Below are 23,463 nucleotides of genomic sequence, written 5' to 3' on the forward strand. Positions count from 1 at the left end.
TTATCTCTTAACACTTCCATTATGAGCCGCTTTCTGCTCTATCAGGAGGTTATAAGTTACGTGTTTTACTTGCACAAAGTCTATTTAATAATCCCGATGTTTTACTACTCGATGAACCGACAAATCACTTAGATATTATTTCAATATATTGGCTTGAGAATTATTTAAAAAACTCGTTTAAAGGAATATTAATTTTTATATCACATGATTTAGCTTTTTTAAATAATGTCGCAACGGATATTTTAGACATAGATTATGGAGAGATAAAACTATATACAGGAAATTATGATAATTTTGTTTAAGAAAAGCAGATAATAGCTGCTCAAAAATTAAGCGAGAGAAATTTCTTAGAAAAGAAAATAGAAAATATGCAAGCTTGAGTTGATAAATTTAGAGCAGGGACGAGAGCAAGGCAAAGTGCCTCTAGAGAAAAGCAGTTAGAGAAAATAGAATTGCCGGATATACAAAAATCTTCAAGAATTAGTCCGTTATTTAGATTTAAACAACTAAGAAATTCAGGAAAATTAGTATTAAAAATCGATCAAATAACTAAAAGCTTTGAGGATAAGCAAATATTAGACCTTTTGCATAACGAAGCTAATAAAGAGGAATTTAAAGGAGACACGGAACGCAGCACCGCAGCGTACACAAGCGTACGTGAGGATGCGAGTACCGGATCGACGTATAAATTACCTTTAGAAGCAAGTTATGCAAAAGGTCTATTAAATAAAGTTAGTTTTAACGTATTACGAGGAGAAAAAATTATTATTATCGGTGCAAACGGTATTGGTAAATCTACTTTGTTAAAAATCTTAATGAATAAAATATCAGCAGATCAAGGTAGCTATGAGTGGGGATATGAATCACAAATATCTTATTTCGCTCAAGACCATCATGAGCTACTTAATGAAAATATTAGTATTATTGATTGGCTCAAAAAGCAATCTGAAAAGGAAACAGAAAATACTATTAGAAATACGCTTGGACAAGTATTATTCCGTAGTGATGAAGTAAATAAAAATATTTTGAGTTTAAGCGGAGGTGAGGGTGCAAGGTTATTACTTGCTAAAATGATGCTAGAAAAAAGCAATATTTTGGTTCTTGATGAACCGACAAACCATCTTGATATAGAGTCAAGAGAAGCCCTTAAAAAAGCTTTAATTGATTTTGAGGGTACGGTAATATTAGTAACGCACGATCGTGATTTTGCAAAATTCATAGCAACAAGAATTATTGCTCTTTCCCATAGGAAAAATATTGTTGATTTTAAAGGTAAATATGATGATTATATTGAGAAATACGGTAATGATTATTTAAGTTCCGCTATTAAATTATCTTAAGTTTTAGGCATTGTTCATTAAATATAGATATCGTCATTGCAAGAAGAATTACGCAGTAATTCGACGAAGCAATCCAGTTAAAAAATTCTGATTTACAGAATTTTTTTAATCTTTTTCTGGATTGCCGTGCAGTCTGCGACTGCTCGCAATGACGGGGTGGTATCCACGCAGGAATGACATAAATGTTACTCCACATTATAAAACTCCAAATGATGACCGCTAATAAACTTTTTTACTTCAGCATGGTTACCATACTCATCAAACTTTAATAATAACTCTTGTTTGTTAAAATATAATATATTTGTAAATAGTCGATCATCACAGTCCCACTTAGATTTAAAAGCCTTGTCCTTGATAAGTTTAACTCCGTTTACTCCTTGTTTATGATATATTATTCCTTTTTTTAAAGCAGAAACAAAAGACATAATTTTACTTTCATCAAAAATATTATAGATTTTTTTAGAAATTGTACCGTAACACTTGAATTCTCTATATTTACCGATGAATATAGCCGTACCTTTATCTAATTCTTTATCAATTTTAATCTGTCCTTCTTTAGGAATATTCCAAGAATTATTATTGAAGTGGATAATTTTTTGAATGGCTAGATAAAATTCATGTTTCTTTTTTAGTTGATAATATTGATGAATTTTTTTTGCATCATATTGATCAATTAATTGTTCTAAATTTTCTATTTGCTTATTATCGGGGGAATAGCTTGCAATAATTTCTTCTTTTTTTTCTAAGCTTAATTTATTTGTGTATTCTTGTACTTTTTTTTGATTATTATTTAATAGGGCGGTAACTATCCCAATCTCTAAAGTGCTTTCATTACGATCATCATTTTGTAAAGCATCTTCAACATTTTGGAAAATCTTTTTAGACTTTTTAGTAGTTAATTTATTCTCATTATCTGCTATTAAAGAGGTATTAACAGCATTAAGAAGTTCTGCTTTTTCATCGGGCTTCAGAGTATTATTTTGAGGCAATATATAATTGGGGTCTACGTAACTCCGAAGCTTTATAATAGCCTTTTCATACAAATTTATTTGATGCTCAGGCATATTATTTAAAAGATCGGAAGCAGTTTTAAATTGCTTACTACATAGGGCGAGTGAGAATGCTAGAAGTATATTGCTTGGGTCATCACTAATTGCTTTTAGTTTTTCAGTTAATATTGATTGTTGGTTTTTATTAAATTTTTTTATTGAAAATTCTGTTATAAAAAGCCATGTATTCACTGTCTAATTTATATTCAAAAAAGCCGGCATTTTTATTTATTTCATATTTTTTTAACAATTCATGATTTCTGTAGCTTTCATATGAATAATTATATATTAATCGCTGCATTAGTGAATGCTTGAGTTCTTTAGATTTCATGTTACTAACTATAGCTTTTTCGCTATCTAAATGCCTAAATATATAAGTAATCACTTCTATAGCGGCATCAACAGTAGGTATACATAAAAAGTTTTTATCTATTGTTTCTACATCAAGACCACGACTAGTTTGTCTAAAATTTTTTATACTAGTTTGTGATAATATATTGGTGGTGTTATTAACTTCAGCAATATTAAGCTTAAAAGTAATCGAAGGCTCTGTATTTTTCATGAATATAGTTTAGTATTGTAGTTGGGCTTAAGAACTATTAGATTTCCTGCATAACTTGTTTCTAAAGATAATTTGTACGTCAATCCTAGCCCTTCATCCTCATGTTACTTGCGTGTACGCTGCGGGTTGGGGCTTCGTGTTTCCGGAGGAATTCCACTTTATTAACTACGTTATGCAGGAAATCTGTTACAATAATGATGAGAAAAGTTTGAAACTTTACATAGAATTATTATTAAAAGATTAATCTAAAAATAATAACAAAGGAGTTTAAGAAGACAATAGATTTTTTAATTTAAAATGATAGCGAATGTTTAGTTAGAAATAAATGTATTGATTTTTTTATTGTCACCCCATGGCTTGACCATGGGGTCCATAAAAACAATAAAAAATACTAATAATTTTAGTATTTTTAACTGGATACCGTGGTCAAGCCACGGTATGACACCGAACGGATTTTTCGGTCCACGCAACAAAGCTACGCGGGAATGACATTGAAGAGCTAAATTAACTTATAAAGTAATATCTATTCAAACTCAAATCCAGCAAAATATTTATGAAAATATCCTTCCTGTAATTCTCTGCTTAATTCCTTATCTCTCAACACTTCCTTTATCGGATTTTTGTATAGTTTCTGATTTCAGTATATTGGTTTCCTTAATAAATTATTATTTTATTATATAATTTTTATATCTTATCACAAGAATAATTATAATAGTTATCTGAGCCTAGAAATTCAAATTTATAAGTTGTCGTATTATATTCATAAGGATATTCTAAATATTTTTGTAATTTTACGGTATTTTCTTGAAATAATGGGTAATTATTTGCCGGTTCGTGCTTTGATAAATTGAAATATTTCCTTGCTAACCATTTCTTATCTTGAACATTATTAAAAGCTTTGATTTTTGAATATCCACCTTGTTGTTCTTCTTGTAAAAAATAATCTTTATAATCCTTATAATCTTTGGGAAGATTTAATATAAATCTAGAATATTGCTCTAACTGAAAGTCAGTTAACCAAGTAAATATACGATATAAATGTTCTCTATGATCCAAAGAAAAAATAACTGCAGCTTCTAATTGATTTATATTTTCTCCTACTTCTGTTTCAATAACATCATTAGATAATATAACTAACTCTTTATTAAAATGTTTTTTATTATTCTTTGATTGAATCATTATATCAAACATATCGGTCTCAAGTTCCTTCATGGTAAATAATTTTTTGTATTTATTTAGCCATGGACCAAAAGCTATAGATTCAAGTTTTTTAAAATATTCGGTTAATTTCATTTGCAATTCTAAGTTAAATTTAAGAGCGGCGCTTTATATAAAAATTGAGATAAGTCAAGAGATATTAAATTAATGATTTAAAAAATATGTATCATCCCGTGATTTATTCACGGTATCCAGTTAAAAATGCTAATTTTTAGCATTTTTACATTTTTTTCTAGATACCGTAGTCAAGCCACGGTATGACAATGAATTGATTACTAAAATTTTTCACATAACTTAATGACAAAAGTAAAATATGAATATATTATTTTATATACTCGTTTAATTTGAAAAATTGGCTACGTTATTTTTTACTTTTAATCCTCACGTACTAAATAATGTACGCTGTGGTTAAAAGCTTCAAAATGCCTTGCTTTTTTCCAAATTAAACTTCGTCTATCATTTATCAAGGAAGTTATGAGTACGGATATTAATAATATTAGCGATAGCTTAGAAGTCGTTACGCAAGGTCATTTATCGATTTTTTCTTTAATAAGCTCCTCCGACATTATCGGTAAGTCGGTTATGTTGATGCTTCTTATTGCTTCCATTTGGTCATGGGCTATTATTTTGGATAAAATATTTAAGCTAGCACAAGTGCAGCGAAGAATGAAAAATTTTGAAAATGTATTTTGGTCCGGTGGAGTATTAGAGCAATTATATGAAAGCATAAAGAGGTCGGTTAATAATCCGCTAGCTTTGATATTTGTCTCGGCTATGGATGAGTGTAAGAGTTTAAGTACTAGAGGGCTTTCCGATGCATTAAAAAACAACCATAAAGAGCGTATAACGGGTGCAATGTACTTAGCTCAAAATAGGGAAGTCGAAAAGCTGGAGAAAAATTTAAGCTTCTTGGCAACCGTCGGGTCAAGTGCTCCTTTCGTGGGTTTATTCGGCACTGTTTGGGGAATTATGCACAGCTTCCAATCGATTGCTACTTCCAAAAATACTTCTCTTGCCGTAGTAGCTCCCGGAATCGCTGAGGCGTTACTTGCAACTGCAATAGGCTTGTTTGCAGCTATTCCGGCAGTAATTTTTTATAACTATCTTATTTCCCGTATTACTCTTATAAATAATAAGATTGAAGATTTTAGTAGCGAGTTAAATTCTATACTTTCTAAGGCAATTGATCAGGAGAAAATGTAATGGCTATAAAGCTTGCCGGAAGTAATAGAAAAAGTAAAAGGGCAGTAGTTAGTGAAATTAACGTTACTCCGCTCGTTGATGTGATGCTTGTGCTATTAATTATTTTCATGATTACTTCTCCAATGCTTGTTTCGGGTGTAAATGTGGATTTACCTGAGACAAATTCAAGTCCGATTTCAGGGCAGGATGAACCGCTAGTCGTTACTATCAATAATAAAGGTGAAATTTTCCTGCTTGAAACTCCTATAGAGAGAACACATTTAACCGACAAGCTTGCAAATATCACTAAAGAAAAAAAGGATGCTAGAATTTTTGTAAGAGGCGATAGGAATGTTTCTTATGGGCAGGTGGTAGAGATAGTTGCCGAAATTCATGCTGCCGGCTTTTCTCGTGTAGCTCTTATTTCAAATATTAAAAATAATGAAAAGTAACCAAAATAGGGATAATTTTACGGTTTTCCTTAGCTTCTCTGTTGTTCTGCACTTACTTCTTTTATATTTTTTTCTATTCGGTATGCCGTCACTTTTTGAAAAATTACCGGGAGAGCAAACTATAACTTTTGAAATGCTACCTGTTAGCGATAAATCAAATATTATAACGACGACAAAACAGAAAGAAGCTCCTATAGAAAACGAAGATGCTAAAAAGTCTGAGCAGAATAAGCCAAAAGAAGAAGAACCGCAACAAGATTTGCCAAAAGAAGAAAAAGCAAAAGAGCCTGAGGCTAAAACAATAGAAGAAAAGCCAAAAATAGAAGAGAAAAAACCTATAGAAGAACCAAAGCCTGAAGAATCGAAAGAAGCGTTACCTGAGAAGAAGGAAGAAGTAAAGGAAGAAAAGCCTAAAGAAGAGAAAAAAAAGCCGATAGAGGAAGTGAAAAAACCTGCAGAAAAGAAAGAGGAAAAGAAACCGGCAGAGAAACCTAAAGAGGTAAAGAAAAAAGAGTTTAAAACCGATGAGCTTGATTCTTTACTGAAGAATTTAGAGCAATCTTCGGAAGGAAATAATGTAAAATCCAATAAGCATCAAAGGTCAAAAAAAGTTGATAATGCAAAAGAAGCTAAAGGTGTTTATACGGATGGGCTGCCTCTTTCCGATAGCGAAACATCTTTGATAAAAAGACAGATTGAAAGACATTGGAGTAATGTACCGGCAGGGGTTAGAGGTAATAATAAGGTAAAAGTTATTATTAGTATTACGCTAGATAAAGCAGGAAACGTTGAGCAAGCAAAGGTTAAAGAAAGAATTTGTCCTAATATTCCGGCTAGTGTTTGTGAAGCTTTAGCGGATAATGCAATTAGAGCGGTATGGCAGGCAAGCCCTATCGAAAATCTTGACCCTGCTCGTTTTAACCATTGGAAAGAGATTAATTTTAGCTTTGATCCAAGTAAATTGTAGGCTGGGTATTGCCTGTGTGGATACTAAAGGTTATCATTGCGAGGAGGTATTGGCTGCGTGGATCAGTTTTACCTCTGTCATCCCGTGGCTTGACCACGGGATCCAGTTAAAAATACTAATATTATATTAGTATTTTTTATTGTTTTTATGGACCTAGTTAGCAAGCCACAGGGTGACACAGTAGGTTTTACCGGTCTACGCAACAATGCTTTCCCGCGTAGGCAGGAATCTAGTAAAAACCTATAAAAAACTTGTTTTTTTAGGTTTATTTTTTAAACAAATAACTCCCATATCGATATTTGAAGTTATTTTTCTGGATTCCCGCTTTCGCGGGGATGACATTAAGAACTATGAAATAATTTAAAAATATTATTCATCATGTTCGTGGTGGTCACCGATTAATTCAAGCCCCATATCTTTTCGTTCATTATCAAAACAACAGTAGCAGCAATAACCTATCAAGAATAATAAAGTTGCTCCCATTAAAAGTAGAGTCAAAGCAGTATTACTAGAGCTTGCTAACTCATATTCTGAAGGTAATAAATCCGTAGGGATGTCTTTGTTCATAAAACTTAGTTATTATGTTTACTATTTATAAATAAAAAAACTATATAACTTTGTCTATTAAAATTACATTTATTTCACAAAGTTTTAAGAGCAGGATAAGTAAATAACAATAAATGGCATAAATTTAGACCAAAATGGACTATCATAGAGCATAATATTTTACTGGTCTTGTAATATGTATAACCATAGAAAAAACCGCATATAGTACTTAAGGCTATATATATTAGCCCGCCTTGAAAATGTGCGACTCCAAATATTAAAGATGCTATAATAACAGCTAAAATTTGCCGGTTCGGTAAAAGATTTTGTAATGTTCTTTGTAAAAATCCTCGAAAGAATGTTTCCTCAGCTATACATACGAAAAAGAAATTATTAATTGCCCATATCGGTAATATGCTTGGGATTTTAGGTTCAAATAAGACGTAACCGCTTATTAAAGATAGAACCATAATTATTACTATACATAGTAATAGAGAAAGAGAAGTATATCTTATAGCATTCGTATGTTCTTGTTTTTCTAAAATATATAAATCACTGACAGAAAAAATTATTAAAGCCGGCATTATCTTGTCAAAATTTAGATACATAGAAAACGGTATGGATAATTCCGATAATTGTATTTTATTAATAGCAAGTATATTAAAAAATCCTGGAACTTTATGAAAAGCAAATAAAATAAAACAAAGGGAGATTAATATAAATAATGAGGTTTTTAGTACTTTATTTAGCTGTAAATTAAAATAGGCATAGGTAATAGCAGTAAAAATAGATAAAGCCCCAACTCCTATAATATTTATTACGCCTTGATATAAAGCGGCTAAAATCGTAACGCCTATTCCTAAATATGCAGGTCTTTTATCACGACAAAATAAAGATATTAAGATTATTGTAATAAGAAAAATATAGGTGATAGTTAAGGATGACATATAAATCTTTGTAAAAAACTATTTTTAATATATAGTTATTTTTTAGCATTAAAAATAGAAAAATTATTAAATATTGGATTTTAAAAAGAAAATATAAAAAATAATCATAAGAAAAACCAATAAAATAATATATATGTAATTGGAATATTTTATGAAAGATATAGAATATTGGGAAAAAAATTTTGAAAGCTGTAAATATTCAAATAAATTAATCGAAAGGCTTTTATTTTTAAATAACCAAGTAAAACAACCTATTGATATTAGAGAAGTTAAAAAAGGTATTTATTATGCTCGTAAATATCATGGTGATCAAATGCGTCAATCGGGTGATCCTTATTATTCTCATCCAATCGCAGTAACAATTATGGTAGCGGAATTTGTAGCAAAAGAAGTGCCTAAACTCTTTACTTTTAGAATGCTACAAGCTGCATTACTTCATGACACTATTGAAGATACTGAACTTACTGAAGAAATGATTAGTAACATTTTTGATGAAGAAGTAGCAAGGCATGTAGAAGGTCTAACTAGAATTAAACCTTGTGGAAAAATAAGTAGCGAGAAAAGTCTTATTTTATTAATTAAACAAGAAAGATACGATACTGCTCTTATAAAACTTTTTGATAGGATACATAATTTACAAACTTTAGAAGCAAAATCGCCTGAAAAAGCTCATAAAATAATTAAAGAGACATTAAAAAGCTTTTTAGTGTTAAGTGAAATACTTGAAATACCTTCAGTTTCAGAGCTTATATATGCTGAATGTTATAAAAATAATTTAAAGTTTAATATAAATTCTACTTTTAATAAAATTATAAATTTTGATTCTTTTCCATTCTCTCAAAATAAGTTACTCCCATAAAGAAAGTTATACCTACCGGAATGAAAATTAAAAATAATCCCCAATATCCTAGATAATTGGTAATATAAACTAAACCAAATGACGTTATAATATAAGTAAATAATTTTGCTATTGCACTTAGCATACTAGTATATGTAAATCTCTTAAAAACCGGAAAATATTTATAAAATATAGGAGCTGCCGGTACGTGATCAAATACGAATAATGCAGCTAAACATTGAAAAATAAAAATATATAAAGGAGTAGGGTTATAATTTAACATTATAGGAAAAAAAATGAGAGAGGTAAAAAATAGATATAATTTTACCTTTAGGATTTTTAAAGGATGGATTTTATAGCTAATAAATGCAAGACCGATAATACCGAGTAAATCTATTATAGATACCCAAAAATTTTGATTTATAATTTGATTCGGAGTAAAACCACATTCTCTTTTTAATATATCAGCACAATATATATACACGAAATAAAAACACGGAGGTCTAGCACATTGGATAAAGAAATACCAAATAGAAGTGGCGTTTGGAACTTGTTGATCTAGAATATCTTTGTCAATTTCTTCAAGCGTAATATTATTTTCTTGAAGTCTTAGTTTTAATTTATTTTTTTTATTTGAAAATGCCTCTGCTTCTTTTAAACTAGTCCTCGCAATAGTACCTACAAAAGCAATAGTTGCACCAACAAAAAAGGCTATACGCCAACTTGATTCATGTTGATAAATATTTTGATTAGTAAAAATTGATGCAATACCTAGTGCTACCGTCGTGCCTACGGCAGAAAATACGGTTATAATTGCTACTAATGGATATTGTATAGGAGGAGATGAATTTTCGGTTAAATACAGCTCTGCACCTCGTGCTTCTGCAGTTGCCGACATACCTTGAATTATACGACATATAGTAAGAACCCAAGAGGCTGTTATACCTATCTGTGCATATGTTGGCATACTGCCTATAATCACACAAGTAATAGCCATTAATAGAGTAGTAAAAACAACTACAATCTTACGTCCAAAATGATCTCCTATATATCCGAATATTAATGCTCCTATAGGTCTTAACAAGTAGGTAGAGCAGAAAGAAAAAGCAGTAAGCAGCGAAAAAGTGAAAGGATCATATTCCGGAAAAAATAAATTATTTAAAAGCACCGCCATATGCACATAAAGCATAAGGTCAAAATACTCTAGAAATGTGCCTATAGAAAGTAATCCAATAGCTTGTTTTTGTTCTTTACTTAAACTTCTTTGTTCTTTTTCATAGCCTAACATAACCTTTCCTTTATATATAATTAAATAAGCTATACTTTATTTGGTTAAAAGTCAATAAAGGATTAAGAGTTTTAATAAATTATTACAAAATATTTAGGTTCCGTAAAGTTATCTAGCCTAAAATCTTCAAATTATCTATTTTTCTCTGAAAGCTTTAAATGCAGTATCAGTAACGGGATCAAGTAAATATCTAAGTAGTGTTCTAGTACCGGTTACGATTTGTACCTCAGCTTGCATACCGGGATGTAATTCAAGATTTTTAACTTTAGCAACTTTGTTAAATTCATCCATATCAATTTCAACTCTTGCAACATAATAATTATCTTGCTGTTGTCCCGGATGTTGTCTTTCATCTTGTACGATATCGGGTGATATACTTACTACTTTACCGGTAAATGTTGGAGTCGTTCTTGATTTAAATGCACTGAAACGTATTTTTGCAACTAGTCCCTCATATACTGAGTCAATGTTTTTTTGAGATACCTTTGCTTCTATTATTAATGGATCATTAATTGGTGAAATTTCCATAATAGGTTGTCCGTGACTTATAACACCGCCTATTGTATGATATTTTAAATTATTAACTATACCGTCAACAGGTGATCTTATTATCACACGATTAAGTGAATCCGTCAGGGAATTATATTTTTCTTTAAGAGATGCTGTTTGTACTTGAGCTTCACGAAGCTCTGTTAAGGTTTTTTCCGTGTATTTATTTTGTAAGCTAATTATGCTAACTTGAGCTTCGGTAATAGCATGATGTGTTCCTGCTATTTCTGTTTCGTTTGTTGCGACATCGCTTTTTGCAGCTGCAACTTTAGCTTCTTGTTCTAATAATGCTGCTTTTTGTATAAATCCCTTTTCTTTTAAGGCTCTTAAAGCTTTTAAGCGATCTTGATAAACTTCAGCTGTTTTAGAGGCTGCAACCTTTCTTGCTTCTAGACCTTCAATTTTTTTCTCAAGCTGAGAAATACGTTGATTTAAACCGTCTTTTTCTGAATTAAATAATTCTTTTCTAGATCTAAATAAATTTTCCTGTGTATGAATTATTTTAGCTACTTCCGGTAAATTTATATCCTGCATTAGAAAATCAGAGAATTCAATTTGTTCTAAATTATCACGTTCGGCAATTAAACGATTTTCAGTTGCTAAAAAATTACGGTACTGACCAAGAATATTTTCATGTTCGCTTTTTATTCTAGTTTCTTCAAGCTCTATTAACTTATCGCCTTCTTTGACTTTGTCACCTTGCTTAACGTAAATAGCATTGATTATTCCACCTTCATTATGTTGAATCGTTTTTTTATTTGTGCTTGGCATTACGATACCGACAGCTACAGCACCGCTATCAAGAGGGGCAAGAGCCGCCCATAATCCGCCTATTAATACTAAAAAGATAATAACATAAATACCGAAAAGTATAGGCGATCTTGCAGCTTGGGCTACGTTATTACGATCTTTATCTGTTTTTTTGGTAGTAAAATTAACAAACCTGTCAAGCTTTACTAATAAGAACTCTATAACGTGAGAGGTTTTTTTTAATGTGGTATTTATTAAAGCTTTACGTTTAGAACTTTGACCTTTAAGGTTTAATGAACCTTCGCGTAAGGACAATAATTGTTTCAATTGTTCCGGAGTAATTTGAGGTTTATTGTGTTTTAAGTCCTGCATAATATTTAATCATTATTATTTTTAGTCGGTGTTTGTTGCTATGTTCACCCTGTGACTTGTATCTACTTTGTTGCATAGCTCAAAAAACGTGTTCAATGTCATTCCCGCGAAAGTGGGAATCCAAAAAAATAACTTCTTAAAATAAACCTAAAAAAACAAGTTTTTTATAGGTTTTACTGGATTCCTGCTTTCGCAGGAATGACATAAACGAGCTGTGCAACAAAACTATGACTTAACCACGGTATGACATTATTAGTTATTAATATGAATTGTACCGCTTTTTAAAGTTTTAAAGTGTTTTTGAATCTCTTCTTCCGTTCCGTAAACTGCAACGGCTCCATCCTGTAATATTAGAATTTTATCAACAACGGATAATACGGATGGTCTATGTGAAATTACAAGAACTGCTATTCCTTTAAGTTTTGCTTGTTTTAAGGCACTTGCAAGGGCAACTTCACCTGCCTCATCTAAATTAGCATTAGGCTCATCTAAAATGATGAGTTTTGGATTGCCGTAAAAAGCTCTAGCAAGCCCGATACGTTGTCTTTGACCACCTGATAGATTAGAGCCTGCAGGACCGATATCAGAATCATAACCGTCAGGGAATCTTAATATCATTTCATGAGCTCCGGCTATTTTAGCTGCTTCAATAACTTTTTGCGGATCGGCATCTTCTTCCATTCTAGCTATATTTTGTTTAATACTACCGCTAAAAAGTTCTATTCCTTGAGGAAGATAGCCAACATGTCTACCAAAATCTTCTCTATTCCAACGATAAATTTCAGCACTATCTAAACGTACGGAACCTGATGATTCTTTCCATACCCCGACTATGATTTTAGCTAAAGTTGATTTTCCTGTAGCTGAAGGACCGATAATTGCTAAAACTTCGCCCGGCTGCACTGCAAAACTAACGCCTTTTAAGATATATTTCGGTACGGGAGGTTGTGGTAAATGTTTCGGTATAGGATGAGCATAATAAATATTTTCAACAGTAAGATGACCATCAACGTTCGGAATTGGCATCGCTTCATCTCTAGAAGAATAAGTATTAAATAAATTATTAATGTTTTTGTATGATTTAATAGCACCGCTCATACTTTTCCATAAATCAATAGCATTATCGAAAGGAGCAAGAGCTCTACCGACTATGATAGAACTCATAATCATATTACCGGGAGTCATATCTGCACTGTGAGATTTTACAACAATGTAAGCGCCGACTCCGGTAACAGCCATTTGCATTATGTTACGGATAAACCTTGAAAAGTTAGAAATAACACCGTTACGATAGCTAGCAACTGATTGTTTATCAAGTGCTAATATGTTAAATTTATGCCAATTTTTTGTAACATTCTTCATCATTCCCATTGCTTCAATTGCTTCTGCATTTCTGTTCGCAATATCGGCTTGTGTCATACCTTTTATCGAAAATTCGGTAGCTTCACCGAGCGTTTTATTAGTAGCGGCAGCGTTAAAGAAAGCGGTTGAAACTATGATAACTACACCAAAAACGGTAATAAGACCGATATATGGATGAATTGAGAAAATAACGGCAATATAGATAAGGCTCCAAGGGGCATCGAATAAAGTATTAATTCCGGTACTTGTTAGGAATGTTTTAACGGCTTGAAAATCACGTAATAATTGGCTAGAACCCATATTTGCTCGTGTTGCAGCTGCAGAAATTGAAGAAGCAAAAATTATGGGAGCTACTGTTCTATCAAGCCATTCTCCTACCTTTATAAGTGTAAAAGAACGAGCAATTTGTAATAATCCATAAACAAAATAGATATATGCGATTATTATTGATAAAAATAATAATGTTTGTAGATTACCGCTTCCAAGGACTCTATCAAGAACTTGTAGCGAGTAAAGAGGAGTAATTAACATTAGTAAGTTGATTACAAAAGCAAACCAAAAGACTATCCAAAAAGCTGTTCTACATTCACCTAATGCTATTACTAGCGGTTTTTTTTTATTTAGATTATTATTGTTATTATCCATATTAGTTACATTATAAATAATTATTAATTAGTTCTTCAGCAATTTGAACGCTGTTTAAAGCTGCTCCTTTACGTAAATTATCACATGTGATCCATAGATTTATCGTATTAGATTTACTTACGTCATTTCTAATGCGGGAGACATATACGGCATCTTCGCCTACTACTTCAACGGGCGAGATATAAGCGAGGTCATTATTATTAGAAATTGTAACAATTCCATCTGCGTCTTGTAATATTTCTTCAGCGATGTTAGCATCCATTTTGTCGTTAAATTCTATGTTAACCGATATAGAATGACCGATAAATACCGGTACTCGCACGGAAGTAACACTAGCTTTAAAGTGATTGCCCATAATTTTGTTTAGTTCAAAAGCAATTTTTGCTTCTTCACTTGTATAGCCGTCTTTATTTAAATCACCTATATGAGGAAAAAGATTAAATGCAATCTGTTTTGGAAATTTCTTAGGATCATTCTCTCCAAAAACATATTTAGATTTTGTTTGGTCGTAGAGTTCGTCCATTCCTACTTTACCTGCTCCTGATACTGATTGATAAGTAGATATCACTACTCTTTTAATCTTTATTTCATTATCTAGCGGTTTTAATGCTACTGCAAGCGGAATTACTATACAGTTAGGGTTAGCTATGATATTTTTAGTATTAAACTCTGTAAGTGTTGATAAATTAACCTCAGGTACAATTAACGGTACTTCATTGTCAACTCTAAAAAGTGAGGATTTGTCGATAACTACACAATTACTAGCAGTAGCTTTAGGTACAAATTCTTTTGAAACTTCTGAACCGACACAAAAAAAAGCAATATCGATATCATCAAAATTTAAATTAGTTAAACTACTGATTTTCAGTATTTTTTCTCCATAACTTATTTCTCGTCCGATAGAGTTATCTGAAGCTATAGCATAAATTTTATTAACGGGAAAATTACGCTCAGCTAGAATATTTAGAGTTTCACGCCCTACATTTCCTGTAGCTCCGATTACTGCAATATTGTATTTTTTAGTCATTTATTTATTAATCCGATGAGTTTTTCGCCTCCGATAATATGGAAGTGAAAATGAAAAATAGTTTGTCCCGATTTTTCGCCTTTATTAGTTATTAAACGATAACCGTCTTTATCTAAACCCCCTTCATTCGCTATATCGGAAATTTTAGCAAAAAAATGTTTTATTTCGTCTATTTGAGCTTTAGAGATAAAATCCGCATAATCTATATATTCGTTTTTAGGTATAACGATAATATGTACAGGTGCTACGGGTGCTATATCTTTAAATGCTAAAATTTGTTCGTCTTCATAAATTATTTTTGCCGGAAGATTTTTATCTATAATTTTTGCAAAAACATTTTCTTTGTTATACATCATTTTATTCCTGTTGCCATCATTGCGAGAAAAATTAGGTGTTGTTGTATGAACACTAAATCGTCATTGTAAGGAGCAAAGCGACGTGGCAATCCAGAAATGCGTAGCATTTTTATTATTTTTCTGGATTGCCACGCAGTCTACGACTGCTCGTAATGACGTTACCTTCTAAAAATTTCAATTCAGCTTCAATGCTAGAGTTGGCGATTATTATATCTTCTAGTCGGTAATTATTTCTTTTTAAATAATTTTCTCTAATATCTGAAGCAAAAAAGCCGAAGCCTAATATTAAGACTATTTTAAATATAAACTTTAACTCTTCGATATTAATCGCCGTAACGATTATATTCGCTATTACGGCAATAGCAACAACTAACCACATTTTATGGTATAATGCCCAAAATATACTTAAAAGAGCAGCTATCCATGAAAAGCCTTCTTCAATAACAATAAAATTATTATTTTTTTGTGTGGAGTTAATGTATATTGCGTATATATTCATTATTTAAGTTTAAGCCTTGAAAATTCAAGGAACAATAATTAATTAAACCTGATTAGTCAAGTATACTCTGCTGCTTTCAAGAATTGCTCTTTGTTATCTTCATGGATTCACGTACTCACTTATTAAGTATAAGCTGCATGCGTTCACCATTTGATAACAAATTCAATTCTTGAAATCATTTGAGTATATACTAAGATAGAACTTCAAAAATTGGTGACAATGTTCTACAAGAGCTGCGGTACGAACTATATTAAGTAACGGCTTTCGTTCCGAGGACTTTGAACTCCTAGCTCTTTTTGAAGCTGTGTCGAATAACTCTTCATTTTATTTAGGAGTAATTCAATACTATATAGTACCTAATTAACAACTTAATATCAATAAATTTTATATTATGTCAGATAATTTAGCCTTACACGGCACAACAATACTTTGTTTAAAAAGGAACGAAGAAATAATTATAGCAGCAGATGGACAAGTCTCGCATGGTAATACTATACTAAAATCTACAGCACGAAAACTTCGGACTATAGCAAATAATAAAATTATTGCTGGTTTTGCGGGTTCTACGGCTGACGGTCTTGCGTTATTTGAAAAACTTGAAGTAAAGATAGAGCAACATAAGCATAATCTACTTAGAAGTGCAGTTGAGCTTGCAAAAGATTGGCGTAGCGATAAATATTTGAGACGTTTGGAAGCAATGATGATTGTTGCCGATCGTAATCATATATTAATTTTAACCGGTAACGGTGATGTCGTAGAGCCTGAAAATAATGTTGCGGCAATAGGTTCAGGCGGTTTATTTGCACTATCTGCCGCTCGTGCTTTAATGTCTTACGAGAACAATTTAACTGCTGAAGAAATTGCTTTAAAATCTATGAATATAGCTGCAGATTTGTGTGTATTTTCTAATCATAATATTATAATGGAAAAAGTTGTATGAAAGCTACTAAAACTACTTATCAAAAAGACCCTATGGGGCTTACCCCTTCTCAAATAGTTAATGAACTTAATAGATTTATCGTAGGTCAAGAAAAGGCCAAAAAAGCTGTTGCTATTGCACTTAGAAATCGCTGTCGTCGTAAAAGAGTAGAAGGTAATTTACGTAATGAAATAGTACCAAAAAATATTTTAATGATCGGTTCAACCGGTGTCGGAAAAACGGAAATAGCAAGACGCCTTGCAAAGCTTACTAATTCTCCTTTCTATAAAATTGAAGCAACTAAATTTACCGAAGTCGGATATGTAGGGCGTGATGTAGAATCAATAATTCGTGATTTAGTCGAAATAGCCGTTAATACTGAAAAAACTTTAGCAAAAACAGAAGTAGATATTAATGCACGTGAAAAAGCGATAGAGAGAATATTAGATAGTTTAGTAGGTAAAACTTCTAGTAGTGAGACTAGAGAAAAGTTCAAAGAAAAAATTTTAAACTGCGAACTTGATGATACGGAAATCGAAATTAGCGTAGCTGATACTACACCTGTCGGTGGTGGAAGTTTTGAAATACCGGGCATGCCGGGAGCATCTATGGGCGTTCTTAATCTTGGCGATATGATTGGACGAGCCCTTGGTAGCAGTAAGACTAAAACAAAAAAAATGCTAGTTAAAGATGCTATGGCTATTATTATACCTGAGGAATCAGAAAAATTAATAGATCAAGAAAAAATTATTCAGCAAGCTATAAATTTAGCTGAAAATGATGGGATAGTTTTTATTGATGAAATTGATAAAATAGCTTCAACCGGTAGTTCCAGAGCAAAAAATGCTGAAATAAGTAGAGAGGGAGTGCAAAGAGATTTGCTACCTTTGATAGAAGGAACAACGGTTAATACTAAATATGGACCGGTTAAAACTGATCATATATTATTTATTGCTTCAGGTGCTTTCCATATTGCTAAACCTTCTGATTTATTACCGGAGTTACAAGGAAGATTACCGATTAGAGTGGAATTAAATTCACTCACCAAAGATGATATGATTAAAATATTGCTTGAGCCTGAAACTAGTTTAATAAAGCAATATTCGGCGTTAATAGGTACTGAAGACGTGCATCTTGAATTTGCTGCTTCTGCTATTGAGAAGATAGCGGATTATGCGATCACCGTTAATTTAGAAGTCGAAGATATAGGGGCTAGAAGGCTGCATACTATACTTGAGAATTTGCTTGAGGATATAAGCTTTGAAGCTAGCGAAATGAAAGGCAAAAAAATAACTATCGATGATAAATTCGTAGAAAATCAATTATCAAAAATAATAACTAATCTTGACTTAGCTAAGTTTGTTCTATAGTATGCTTTTTTGATTAATGATTGTTGTTTTCGTCATTGCGAGCAGCCGTAGGCCTTGTTGCATGGATCGTTTTATGTCATTCCCGTGTAGAGGCGGGAATCCAGGGTAAAGCGAGATAAATCGAGCTTTTAGCTTTAAAAATCTACCGTATTCATACTTTTTTTACTGGATTCCCGCCTACGCGGGAATGACATCGAGTAGGTTCTTCCATCCGTGCAACAAGGTCTTCAGTCGCTCGCAGTGACGATTTGAGCCTCCAACAATACTTGTCTCACAAAATAGCATTTGAAGAAAAATTTTCATGATAATTCATATAGCAAGTCTAACGTTTAATGGAATTGATATTATTGATGTTGACGTGCAGGTACAAATATCACCGGGTATCCCTGCTTTTACTATAGTAGGGCTTGCCGATAAAACTATAGCTGAATCAAAAGAACGAGTTAAAGCAGCGTTATCTTCTATAGGGCTTGCACTACCTACTAAAAAATTTTTAATAAATTTAGCTCCGGCAGATTTAGTAAAAGAGGGAAGCCATTTCGATCTTGCGATTGCCTGTTCGATACTTACCGCAATGAATATTTTACCTGAACTTGAAATTGCGGAATATTTAATAATAGGAGAGTTATCATTAGACGGTTCAATCTTACCGGTAGGCGGAGCTCTACCTGCAGCGATTGGGGCTTCTGCTAGAGGTAAAGGACTTATTTGTTCAAGTAAAAATAGTTCAGAAGTTGCTTGGTCGGGTAATGATAATATACTTGTTCCAGGTAATTTAATTGAACTAGTAAATCATTTTAAAGGTTCACAAGTTTTAACTCCTCCGGAAGCTAAATTGCAAGATGAGCCGATAAATTATCCCGATTTTAAAGATATAAAAGGTCAAAAAATTGCTAAACGGGCTTTAGAAATTGCAGCATCAGGAGGGCATAACCTTTTAATGTTCGGTCCTCCCGGAACCGGTAAATCAAGGCTTGCTGCCTGTCTTCCCAGTATACTACCTAAAATGTCTACAAAAGAAATTTTAGAATGCAGCACGATTACAAGTATCGCTGGAAAATTTTCAGACGGTAAGCTTACAAAAGTAAGGCTGTTCAGAACTCCGCATCATTCATGCTCGCTTGCTGCTATGATCGGTGGGGGTGTGGGAAAAAAAGTAAAGCCAGGTGAAATTACGCTTGCTCATAACGGCGTATTATTTTTAGACGAATTACCTGAATTCCCACATAATGTTATTGATTCCTTAAGACAACCTATTGAAAACGGTGAAATATTGATTTCAAGATCAAGTGCTCATATAAAATATCCAGCGAATTTTCAGTTAATAGCAGCTATGAATCCTTGTAAATGCGGTTATTTGGGTGATACTTATAAAGAATGTATGAAAGCCCCCAAATGTGCTAGCGATTATCAAATGAAAGTTTCAGGACCTATTATGGATAGATTTGATTTGCATATAGAAGTATCAAATATTAATATTTATAATTATGACTTTATTACAGATAATTCTGAGGAAAAATCTGAAGATATAGCTGCAAGAGTCGAGAAAGTGCGTTTGATTTAAGAAAAAAGATATGATGGTATAATATTAAAACAAATAACAGATTAGACGGGCAGTTATTAATAGATTACGCTATGCCTGCAGATGAAGGTAGGGATTTACTGAATGAAGCGGCAAATAAATTTCGTTTATCAATGCGTGCTTATAACCGAATACTTAGAGTAGCACGCATGATTGCCGATCTTGAAAATTCATATTGCTGAAGCTTTGAGTTACCGTAAAATGGAATTTAATAATATGTATACTCGGTGAATTTCAAAAATTGGCTACGTCGTTCTACAAGAGCTGTGGTGCTCACGTATTAAGTATACGCTCCGCTCCTCGCCTTGTGAACTCCTTGCTCTTTTTGAAATTGATCTTCGTATACCAACTCTTCATTTATTTATAGTATTAGATAAAGAGGTTACTGCATGGTCGCCTATGCCATGCTCGCAAAAGAGCGTTGTTGCATGAATTGAAAGACCTACTCAATGTCATTCCTGCGTAGGCGGGAATCTAGAAAAAAGCGAAATGTCATACCGTGGCTTGACCACGGGATGACGGTGAAAAGTACTGGATTCCTGCTTTCGCAGGAATGACAAATAAAAGAATATTATATATATGACAAAAATTTACTTTATAGCCGGTGAGATGTCAGGAGACTTTATCGGTGGACGCATAATTCAGCATTTAAAAAACAACACGGAATTACAGTTTATTGGCGTCGGCGGTAAATATATGGAGGAAGCTGGTATCTTTAAAAGCTTATTTCCTATTACTTCCATAAATTTAATGGGTTTTGTAGAAATTTTGCCTCATATTTTTAAGCTTAAAAAATTAATTGATAAAACTGTGGAGGATATAATAAATAGTAAAGCCGATTTATTAATCACCATAGATTCACCAGGGTTTACTTATCGTGTGGCAAAGCGAGTAAGAAAACTTTTACCAAAGCTGAAAATGATTCATATCGTTGCACCGTCAGTTTGGGCGTATAAAGAGGGCAGGGCAGTAAAATACGCTAAAATTTATGATTGTTTATTTGCTTTACTACCCTTTGAACCTCCATATTTTACTAAAGTTGGTCTTGACTGTAGATATATAGGTCATCCGATTATGGAGCAGGAGTTTTATAGTGATAAAATAGCTTTACGTGAAGAGTTTAAAATAGATGAGAATGAGAGAGTTTTATGTGTTACTCTTGGAAGCAGAAAAGGAGAGATTCTAAGGCATTTACCGGTTTTTATTTCTTCAATAGAAGAAATATTCAAGAGTTGTAATAATCTTAAAGTTATATTTACTCTTGCAAATCCTGCTCATGAGGCAATAATAAAGCCGTTTTTAGAAAATGTTAAGTTTAATTATTTATTTTCAAGTGAGAGACTTAAAACTTATGCTGTCGCGGATGCAGCTTTAGCAAAATCCGGTACTAATACTTTAGAGATAGCAGCTTCCGGTACTCCTATGATTGTGGCTTATAAAATTAATCTTATAAGCTTTTTTATTATCAGGCTATTGATAAAAATAAAATATGTTACGTTGATAAATATTATAGCAGGTAGCGAAATAATTCCAGAATTTATCCAATTTAATTGCCGAGCTAGTCTTATGAGTAATAAGCTTCAAGAGTTATTATTTAATTTTAAAAAAGCGTATGAGCAGGTAATAGAAAGCCAAAAAATTTTGCAGCAATTAGGATTTAAATCAAAACGATTACAGCTAAAATCAGAAAGCTTTAGACACGATGAATTTAAAGGCAAGCTAGCTAAGCGTACAAAAGTACGTGAGCACAGGCTTAGCTTAGAAAATTCGCTTGTATCAAGTGATCTAGATGATGCTATACCTTCTTATATAGCTGCAGAAATTATTAAACAGGAGTTCTTAGAACCTAAAATAAAGTTGTTAAAAGAGAAAGATTAGTACTTGAACCGGTGGTCCACAACATTTTCTGAATTATAATAAACATTAATATTAATATAATAACAAAATATATTTCCATATTTTTTCTTATAGTATTAATTTGTTTCATTAAAATTTCTAAATCATTGGAAATTTTTTTGTATTCCTCATTGTTATCAGAACGCATTGTTGTCAAGAAACCGGATAAGTTTCCTAACTTATTTTGTAAAGCTTTTAACCTTTCAGTATGTTCTTCGTGTTTTAGATCGGTATTGTGATCTTGTATCATAATATATAATGCCCATTATAAGATCAGTATTAACGCCGGTATAGTAATATGAACTATGAATAAAGATTTATATTTTTTGTTTGTAATAAAAATTTTAACTTTTCATTTTACAGGAGTATACTATTGTTATAGTAAATTGGTTTACATTATTAATTTGTTGCTTGTTAGTTATCTAATTTTAATATTTTAATTACTAAATATTAAAACTATTGATTTATTTAGCAAAAACTATATAATTTTCAGCAAATATTTAACTTCAACCAAACTTTAAGTTAGTTTTACTATATGTTATTTCAAATGTCAAGAAAAAAACCATATTTCGTGGTAATTTTTTTTGTCAATATTTCTAAGTCTTATAAAAATAATAGTTATTATGTTAAAAAACCTATTAAAAACTAAACTTTTTTTAGTTATAGTATCTCTAACTATATTTATTACTTTGCTAAATTTTGGTATATTTTATATTTTTGTGCCGGGTAATCTTACTCAAAATAAAACGATAATTATTGAACCTAAATTATCCGTAAATCAAATAGTTACAAAACTTTATTCTAATGAAGTAATCAAATATCCGAGAATTTTTAAGGTAATTGCTAAAATTTATTCTATAAAAAGACCTCTTAAAAGTGGTGAATATGTGTTTACTCGTAATATATCGCCTCTGCAAACTTTAAGAATATTAGCAAGCGGTAAATCTATAATACATAAGATAATTGTCCTGGAAGGTACGGTAGTTAGTGAGGTTATAAAAAAAATTAATGAAGAAAATCGTTTATTTGGAGAAATAAAAGGGATAATACCGGAAGGGTTTTTAATGCCGTCAACGTATTTTTTCTCTTATGGAGATCAAAAAGAGCAGATAATCGATCAAATGAGAAATTTAATGTCTGCTAATTTAGATAAGGTAATGCAAAATCTTGCACCGGATTCTCCGTTAAAAACTAGACTTGAAGTATTAACTCTAGCTTCGATAATTGAAAAAGAAGCCGGCTCAAATGCAGAAAAGCCTATTATAGCAGCAATATTCATTAATCGTTTAAAGAAAAATATGAAGTTACAAGCCGATCCGACTACTATATATGCTTTGACTGAAGGAAAATTTAAATTAGCAAGAGCTTTAACAAAAAAAGATTTATTGCAAGAACTGCCGTATAATACTTATTATAAAAAAGGTTTACCACCCGGTCCGATTTCTTGTCCGTCGTTAAAATCTTTAGAAGCAGTGGTAAAACCTGCTAAAACGGATGCCTTATTTTTTGTGGTTGACGGTAAAGGCGGACATAATTTTTCTAACAATCTTAATGATCATAATAGATTTGTTGAAACTTATAGAAAAAGTTTGATTAGAGTACCTGAGCCGGAAATTGATCCTGACAACCATCTACTCGATGAACTTCAAAAATTGGCTACGTCGTCTTATAAGATCTGCGGTGCTCACGTATTAAGATACGCTCCGCTCCTCGTCTTATAGACTCCTTGCTCTTTTTGAAGTTGATC

Annotated in this window: 24 protein-coding genes and 4 pseudogenes; 14 read left to right on the forward strand and 14 right to left on the reverse strand. The window is 32.0% G+C overall.

Annotated features, from left to right (window positions below; translation table 11 throughout):
• Window positions 1-32 precede the first annotated feature (32 nt).
• From SB78_RS07500 to SB78_RS07215, 3 pseudogenes are all read left to right on the forward strand, one after another.
• Window positions 33-302 (forward strand): annotated as a pseudogene (locus SB78_RS07500) (ATP-binding cassette domain-containing protein); the annotation flags it as partial.
• A 282-nt stretch (window positions 303-584) separates the two neighbouring features.
• A pseudogene (locus SB78_RS12065) lies at window positions 585-734 on the forward strand (palindromic element RPE1 domain-containing protein); the annotation flags it as partial.
• A pseudogene (locus SB78_RS07215) lies at window positions 735-1,340 on the forward strand (ATP-binding cassette domain-containing protein); the annotation flags it as partial.
• Here SB78_RS07215 and SB78_RS09035 read toward each other — a convergent pair.
• Genes SB78_RS09035 through SB78_RS01170 form a run of 3 tightly spaced genes read right to left on the reverse strand, consistent with a single transcriptional unit; the run spans window position 1,327 to window position 2,951 of the window.
• The gene (locus SB78_RS09035) at window positions 1,327-1,536 is read right to left on the reverse strand and encodes a hypothetical protein (protein WP_041077871.1); all 210 of its coding nucleotides are present in this window, start codon (window positions 1,534-1,536) and stop codon (window positions 1,327-1,329) included. The pseudogene SB78_RS07215 and the gene SB78_RS09035 sit on opposite strands and share 14 nt — an antisense overlap.
• A complete protein-coding gene (locus tag SB78_RS10485; protein ID WP_241773642.1) occupies window positions 1,526-2,581 on the reverse strand; it encodes a hypothetical protein in 1,056 nt (351 codons plus the stop codon). Before SB78_RS10485 ends, SB78_RS09035 begins: the two co-directional genes overlap by 11 nt.
• Entirely contained in the window at window positions 2,535-2,951 is a 417-nt protein-coding gene (locus SB78_RS01170; RefSeq protein ID WP_241773643.1) for a hypothetical protein, read from the reverse strand. The genes SB78_RS10485 and SB78_RS01170 overlap by 47 nt, the downstream gene beginning before the upstream one ends.
• 330 nt (window positions 2,952-3,281) lie before the next feature.
• Between SB78_RS01170 and SB78_RS09555 the strand changes: the two genes are divergently transcribed.
• A complete protein-coding gene (locus SB78_RS09555) occupies window positions 3,282-3,440 on the forward strand; it encodes a hypothetical protein (protein WP_158510072.1) in 159 nt (52 codons plus the stop codon).
• A 195-nt stretch (window positions 3,441-3,635) separates the two neighbouring features.
• Here the strand turns inward: SB78_RS09555 and SB78_RS09890 are convergent, their stop codons facing one another.
• Entirely contained in the window at window positions 3,636-4,244 is a 609-nt protein-coding gene (locus SB78_RS09890) for a hypothetical protein (RefSeq protein ID WP_041077873.1), read from the reverse strand.
• 399 nt (window positions 4,245-4,643) lie between these two features.
• On the opposite strand from SB78_RS09890, the gene tolQ reads away from it, so the two are divergent.
• The 3 genes from tolQ to SB78_RS01195 are packed head-to-tail and all read left to right on the forward strand — an operon-like array spanning window position 4,644 to window position 6,770.
• Window positions 4,644-5,372 carry a protein TolQ gene (tolQ, locus tag SB78_RS01185; protein WP_041077875.1) on the forward strand — a complete coding sequence of 243 codons (729 nt, stop codon included), beginning with the start codon at window positions 4,644-4,646 and terminating at the stop codon, window positions 5,370-5,372.
• Window positions 5,372-5,803: a protein TolR gene (gene tolR, locus SB78_RS01190; RefSeq protein ID WP_040257432.1), complete on the forward strand. Its 432-nt coding sequence runs from the start codon at window positions 5,372-5,374 to the stop codon at window positions 5,801-5,803. Before tolQ ends, tolR begins: the two co-directional genes overlap by 1 nt.
• Window positions 5,793-6,770 carry an energy transducer TonB gene (locus SB78_RS01195; protein ID WP_041077877.1) on the forward strand — a complete coding sequence of 326 codons (978 nt, stop codon included), beginning with the start codon at window positions 5,793-5,795 and terminating at the stop codon, window positions 6,768-6,770. Before tolR ends, SB78_RS01195 begins: the two co-directional genes overlap by 11 nt.
• Before the next feature lie 77 nt (window positions 6,771-6,847).
• On the opposite strand, the gene SB78_RS07530 is transcribed toward SB78_RS01195, so the two are convergent.
• The 3 genes from SB78_RS07530 to SB78_RS01205 form a co-directional block, all read right to left on the reverse strand.
• The gene (locus SB78_RS07530) at window positions 6,848-6,973 is read right to left on the reverse strand and encodes a proline/betaine transporter (protein ID WP_241773644.1); all 126 of its coding nucleotides are present in this window, start codon (window positions 6,971-6,973) and stop codon (window positions 6,848-6,850) included.
• 166 nt (window positions 6,974-7,139) lie between these two features.
• Window positions 7,140-7,337, reverse strand: a complete 198-nt coding sequence (locus SB78_RS01200; RefSeq protein ID WP_041077879.1) for a hypothetical protein — start codon at window positions 7,335-7,337, stop codon at window positions 7,140-7,142.
• Between the two features lie 74 nt (window positions 7,338-7,411).
• Window positions 7,412-8,263, reverse strand: coding sequence for a CPBP family intramembrane glutamic endopeptidase (locus tag SB78_RS01205; RefSeq protein WP_041077881.1), 852 nt, complete (start codon window positions 8,261-8,263; stop codon window positions 7,412-7,414).
• Between the two features lie 151 nt (window positions 8,264-8,414).
• Between SB78_RS01205 and SB78_RS01210 the strand changes: the two genes are divergently transcribed.
• Window positions 8,415-9,122 (forward strand): HD domain-containing protein, encoded by a 708-nt coding sequence (locus tag SB78_RS01210; RefSeq protein ID WP_041077883.1) that lies wholly within the window; start codon window positions 8,415-8,417, stop codon window positions 9,120-9,122.
• Here SB78_RS01210 and SB78_RS01215 read toward each other — a convergent pair.
• The 6 genes from SB78_RS01215 to SB78_RS01240 all read right to left on the reverse strand — a co-directional run bounded on the left by SB78_RS01215 (window position 9,073) and on the right by SB78_RS01240 (window position 15,949).
• Window positions 9,073-10,389 carry an MFS transporter gene (locus SB78_RS01215; protein WP_041077885.1) on the reverse strand — a complete coding sequence of 439 codons (1,317 nt, stop codon included), beginning with the start codon at window positions 10,387-10,389 and terminating at the stop codon, window positions 9,073-9,075. The two genes, SB78_RS01210 and SB78_RS01215, sit on opposite strands and share 50 nt — an antisense overlap.
• A gap of 135 nt (window positions 10,390-10,524) precedes the next feature.
• Entirely contained in the window at window positions 10,525-12,060 is a 1,536-nt protein-coding gene (locus SB78_RS01220; RefSeq protein WP_041077887.1) for an HlyD family type I secretion periplasmic adaptor subunit, read from the reverse strand.
• 252 nt (window positions 12,061-12,312) lie between these two features.
• Window positions 12,313-14,067 carry a type I secretion system permease/ATPase gene (locus tag SB78_RS01225; RefSeq protein ID WP_041077889.1) on the reverse strand — a complete coding sequence of 585 codons (1,755 nt, stop codon included), beginning with the start codon at window positions 14,065-14,067 and terminating at the stop codon, window positions 12,313-12,315.
• Window positions 14,068-14,077: 10 nt separating this feature from the next.
• Window positions 14,078-15,094: an aspartate-semialdehyde dehydrogenase gene (asd, locus tag SB78_RS01230; RefSeq protein ID WP_041077891.1), complete on the reverse strand. Its 1,017-nt coding sequence runs from the start codon at window positions 15,092-15,094 to the stop codon at window positions 14,078-14,080.
• A complete protein-coding gene (locus tag SB78_RS01235; RefSeq protein WP_041077893.1) occupies window positions 15,091-15,447 on the reverse strand; it encodes an HIT domain-containing protein in 357 nt (118 codons plus the stop codon). The genes asd and SB78_RS01235 overlap by 4 nt, the downstream gene beginning before the upstream one ends.
• 115 nt (window positions 15,448-15,562) lie before the next feature.
• Window positions 15,563-15,949, reverse strand: coding sequence for a DUF2628 domain-containing protein (locus SB78_RS01240; protein ID WP_041077895.1), 387 nt, complete (start codon window positions 15,947-15,949; stop codon window positions 15,563-15,565).
• Window positions 15,950-16,340: 391 nt separating this feature from the next.
• Here SB78_RS01240 and hslV point away from each other — a divergent pair, with 391 nt between their 5' ends.
• From hslV to lpxB, 5 genes are all read left to right on the forward strand, one after another.
• On the forward strand, window positions 16,341-16,889 hold the full coding sequence (hslV, locus tag SB78_RS01245) for an ATP-dependent protease subunit HslV (RefSeq protein ID WP_041077897.1): 549 nt from the start codon (window positions 16,341-16,343) through the stop codon (window positions 16,887-16,889).
• Window positions 16,886-18,238 (forward strand): ATP-dependent protease ATPase subunit HslU, encoded by a 1,353-nt coding sequence (gene hslU / locus SB78_RS01250; RefSeq protein WP_041077899.1) that lies wholly within the window; start codon window positions 16,886-16,888, stop codon window positions 18,236-18,238. Before hslV ends, hslU begins: the two co-directional genes overlap by 4 nt.
• A gap of 301 nt (window positions 18,239-18,539) precedes the next feature.
• Window positions 18,540-19,802, forward strand: coding sequence for a YifB family Mg chelatase-like AAA ATPase (locus SB78_RS09895; RefSeq protein ID WP_338390870.1), 1,263 nt, complete (start codon window positions 18,540-18,542; stop codon window positions 19,800-19,802).
• Between the two features lie 71 nt (window positions 19,803-19,873).
• A complete protein-coding gene (locus tag SB78_RS11640) occupies window positions 19,874-20,002 on the forward strand; it encodes a magnesium chelatase subunit ChlI family protein (RefSeq protein WP_338390871.1) in 129 nt (42 codons plus the stop codon).
• Between the two features lie 397 nt (window positions 20,003-20,399).
• Window positions 20,400-21,698, forward strand: coding sequence for a lipid-A-disaccharide synthase (gene lpxB / locus SB78_RS01260; protein WP_041077901.1), 1,299 nt, complete (start codon window positions 20,400-20,402; stop codon window positions 21,696-21,698).
• Here lpxB and SB78_RS01265 read toward each other — a convergent pair.
• Window positions 21,667-21,966: a hypothetical protein gene (locus SB78_RS01265; RefSeq protein ID WP_032139557.1), complete on the reverse strand. Its 300-nt coding sequence runs from the start codon at window positions 21,964-21,966 to the stop codon at window positions 21,667-21,669. The genes lpxB and SB78_RS01265 overlap by 32 nt on opposite strands.
• Window positions 21,967-22,339: 373 nt before the next feature.
• On the opposite strand from SB78_RS01265, the pseudogene mltG reads away from it, so the two are divergent.
• Window positions 22,340-23,358 (forward strand): annotated as a pseudogene (mltG, locus tag SB78_RS01270) (endolytic transglycosylase MltG).
• The last annotated feature ends 105 nt before the right edge of the window (window positions 23,359-23,463 follow it).

It is taken from the genome of Rickettsia asembonensis, from assembly GCF_000828125.2.
GTDB lineage: Bacteria > Pseudomonadota > Alphaproteobacteria > Rickettsiales > Rickettsiaceae > Rickettsia > Rickettsia asembonensis.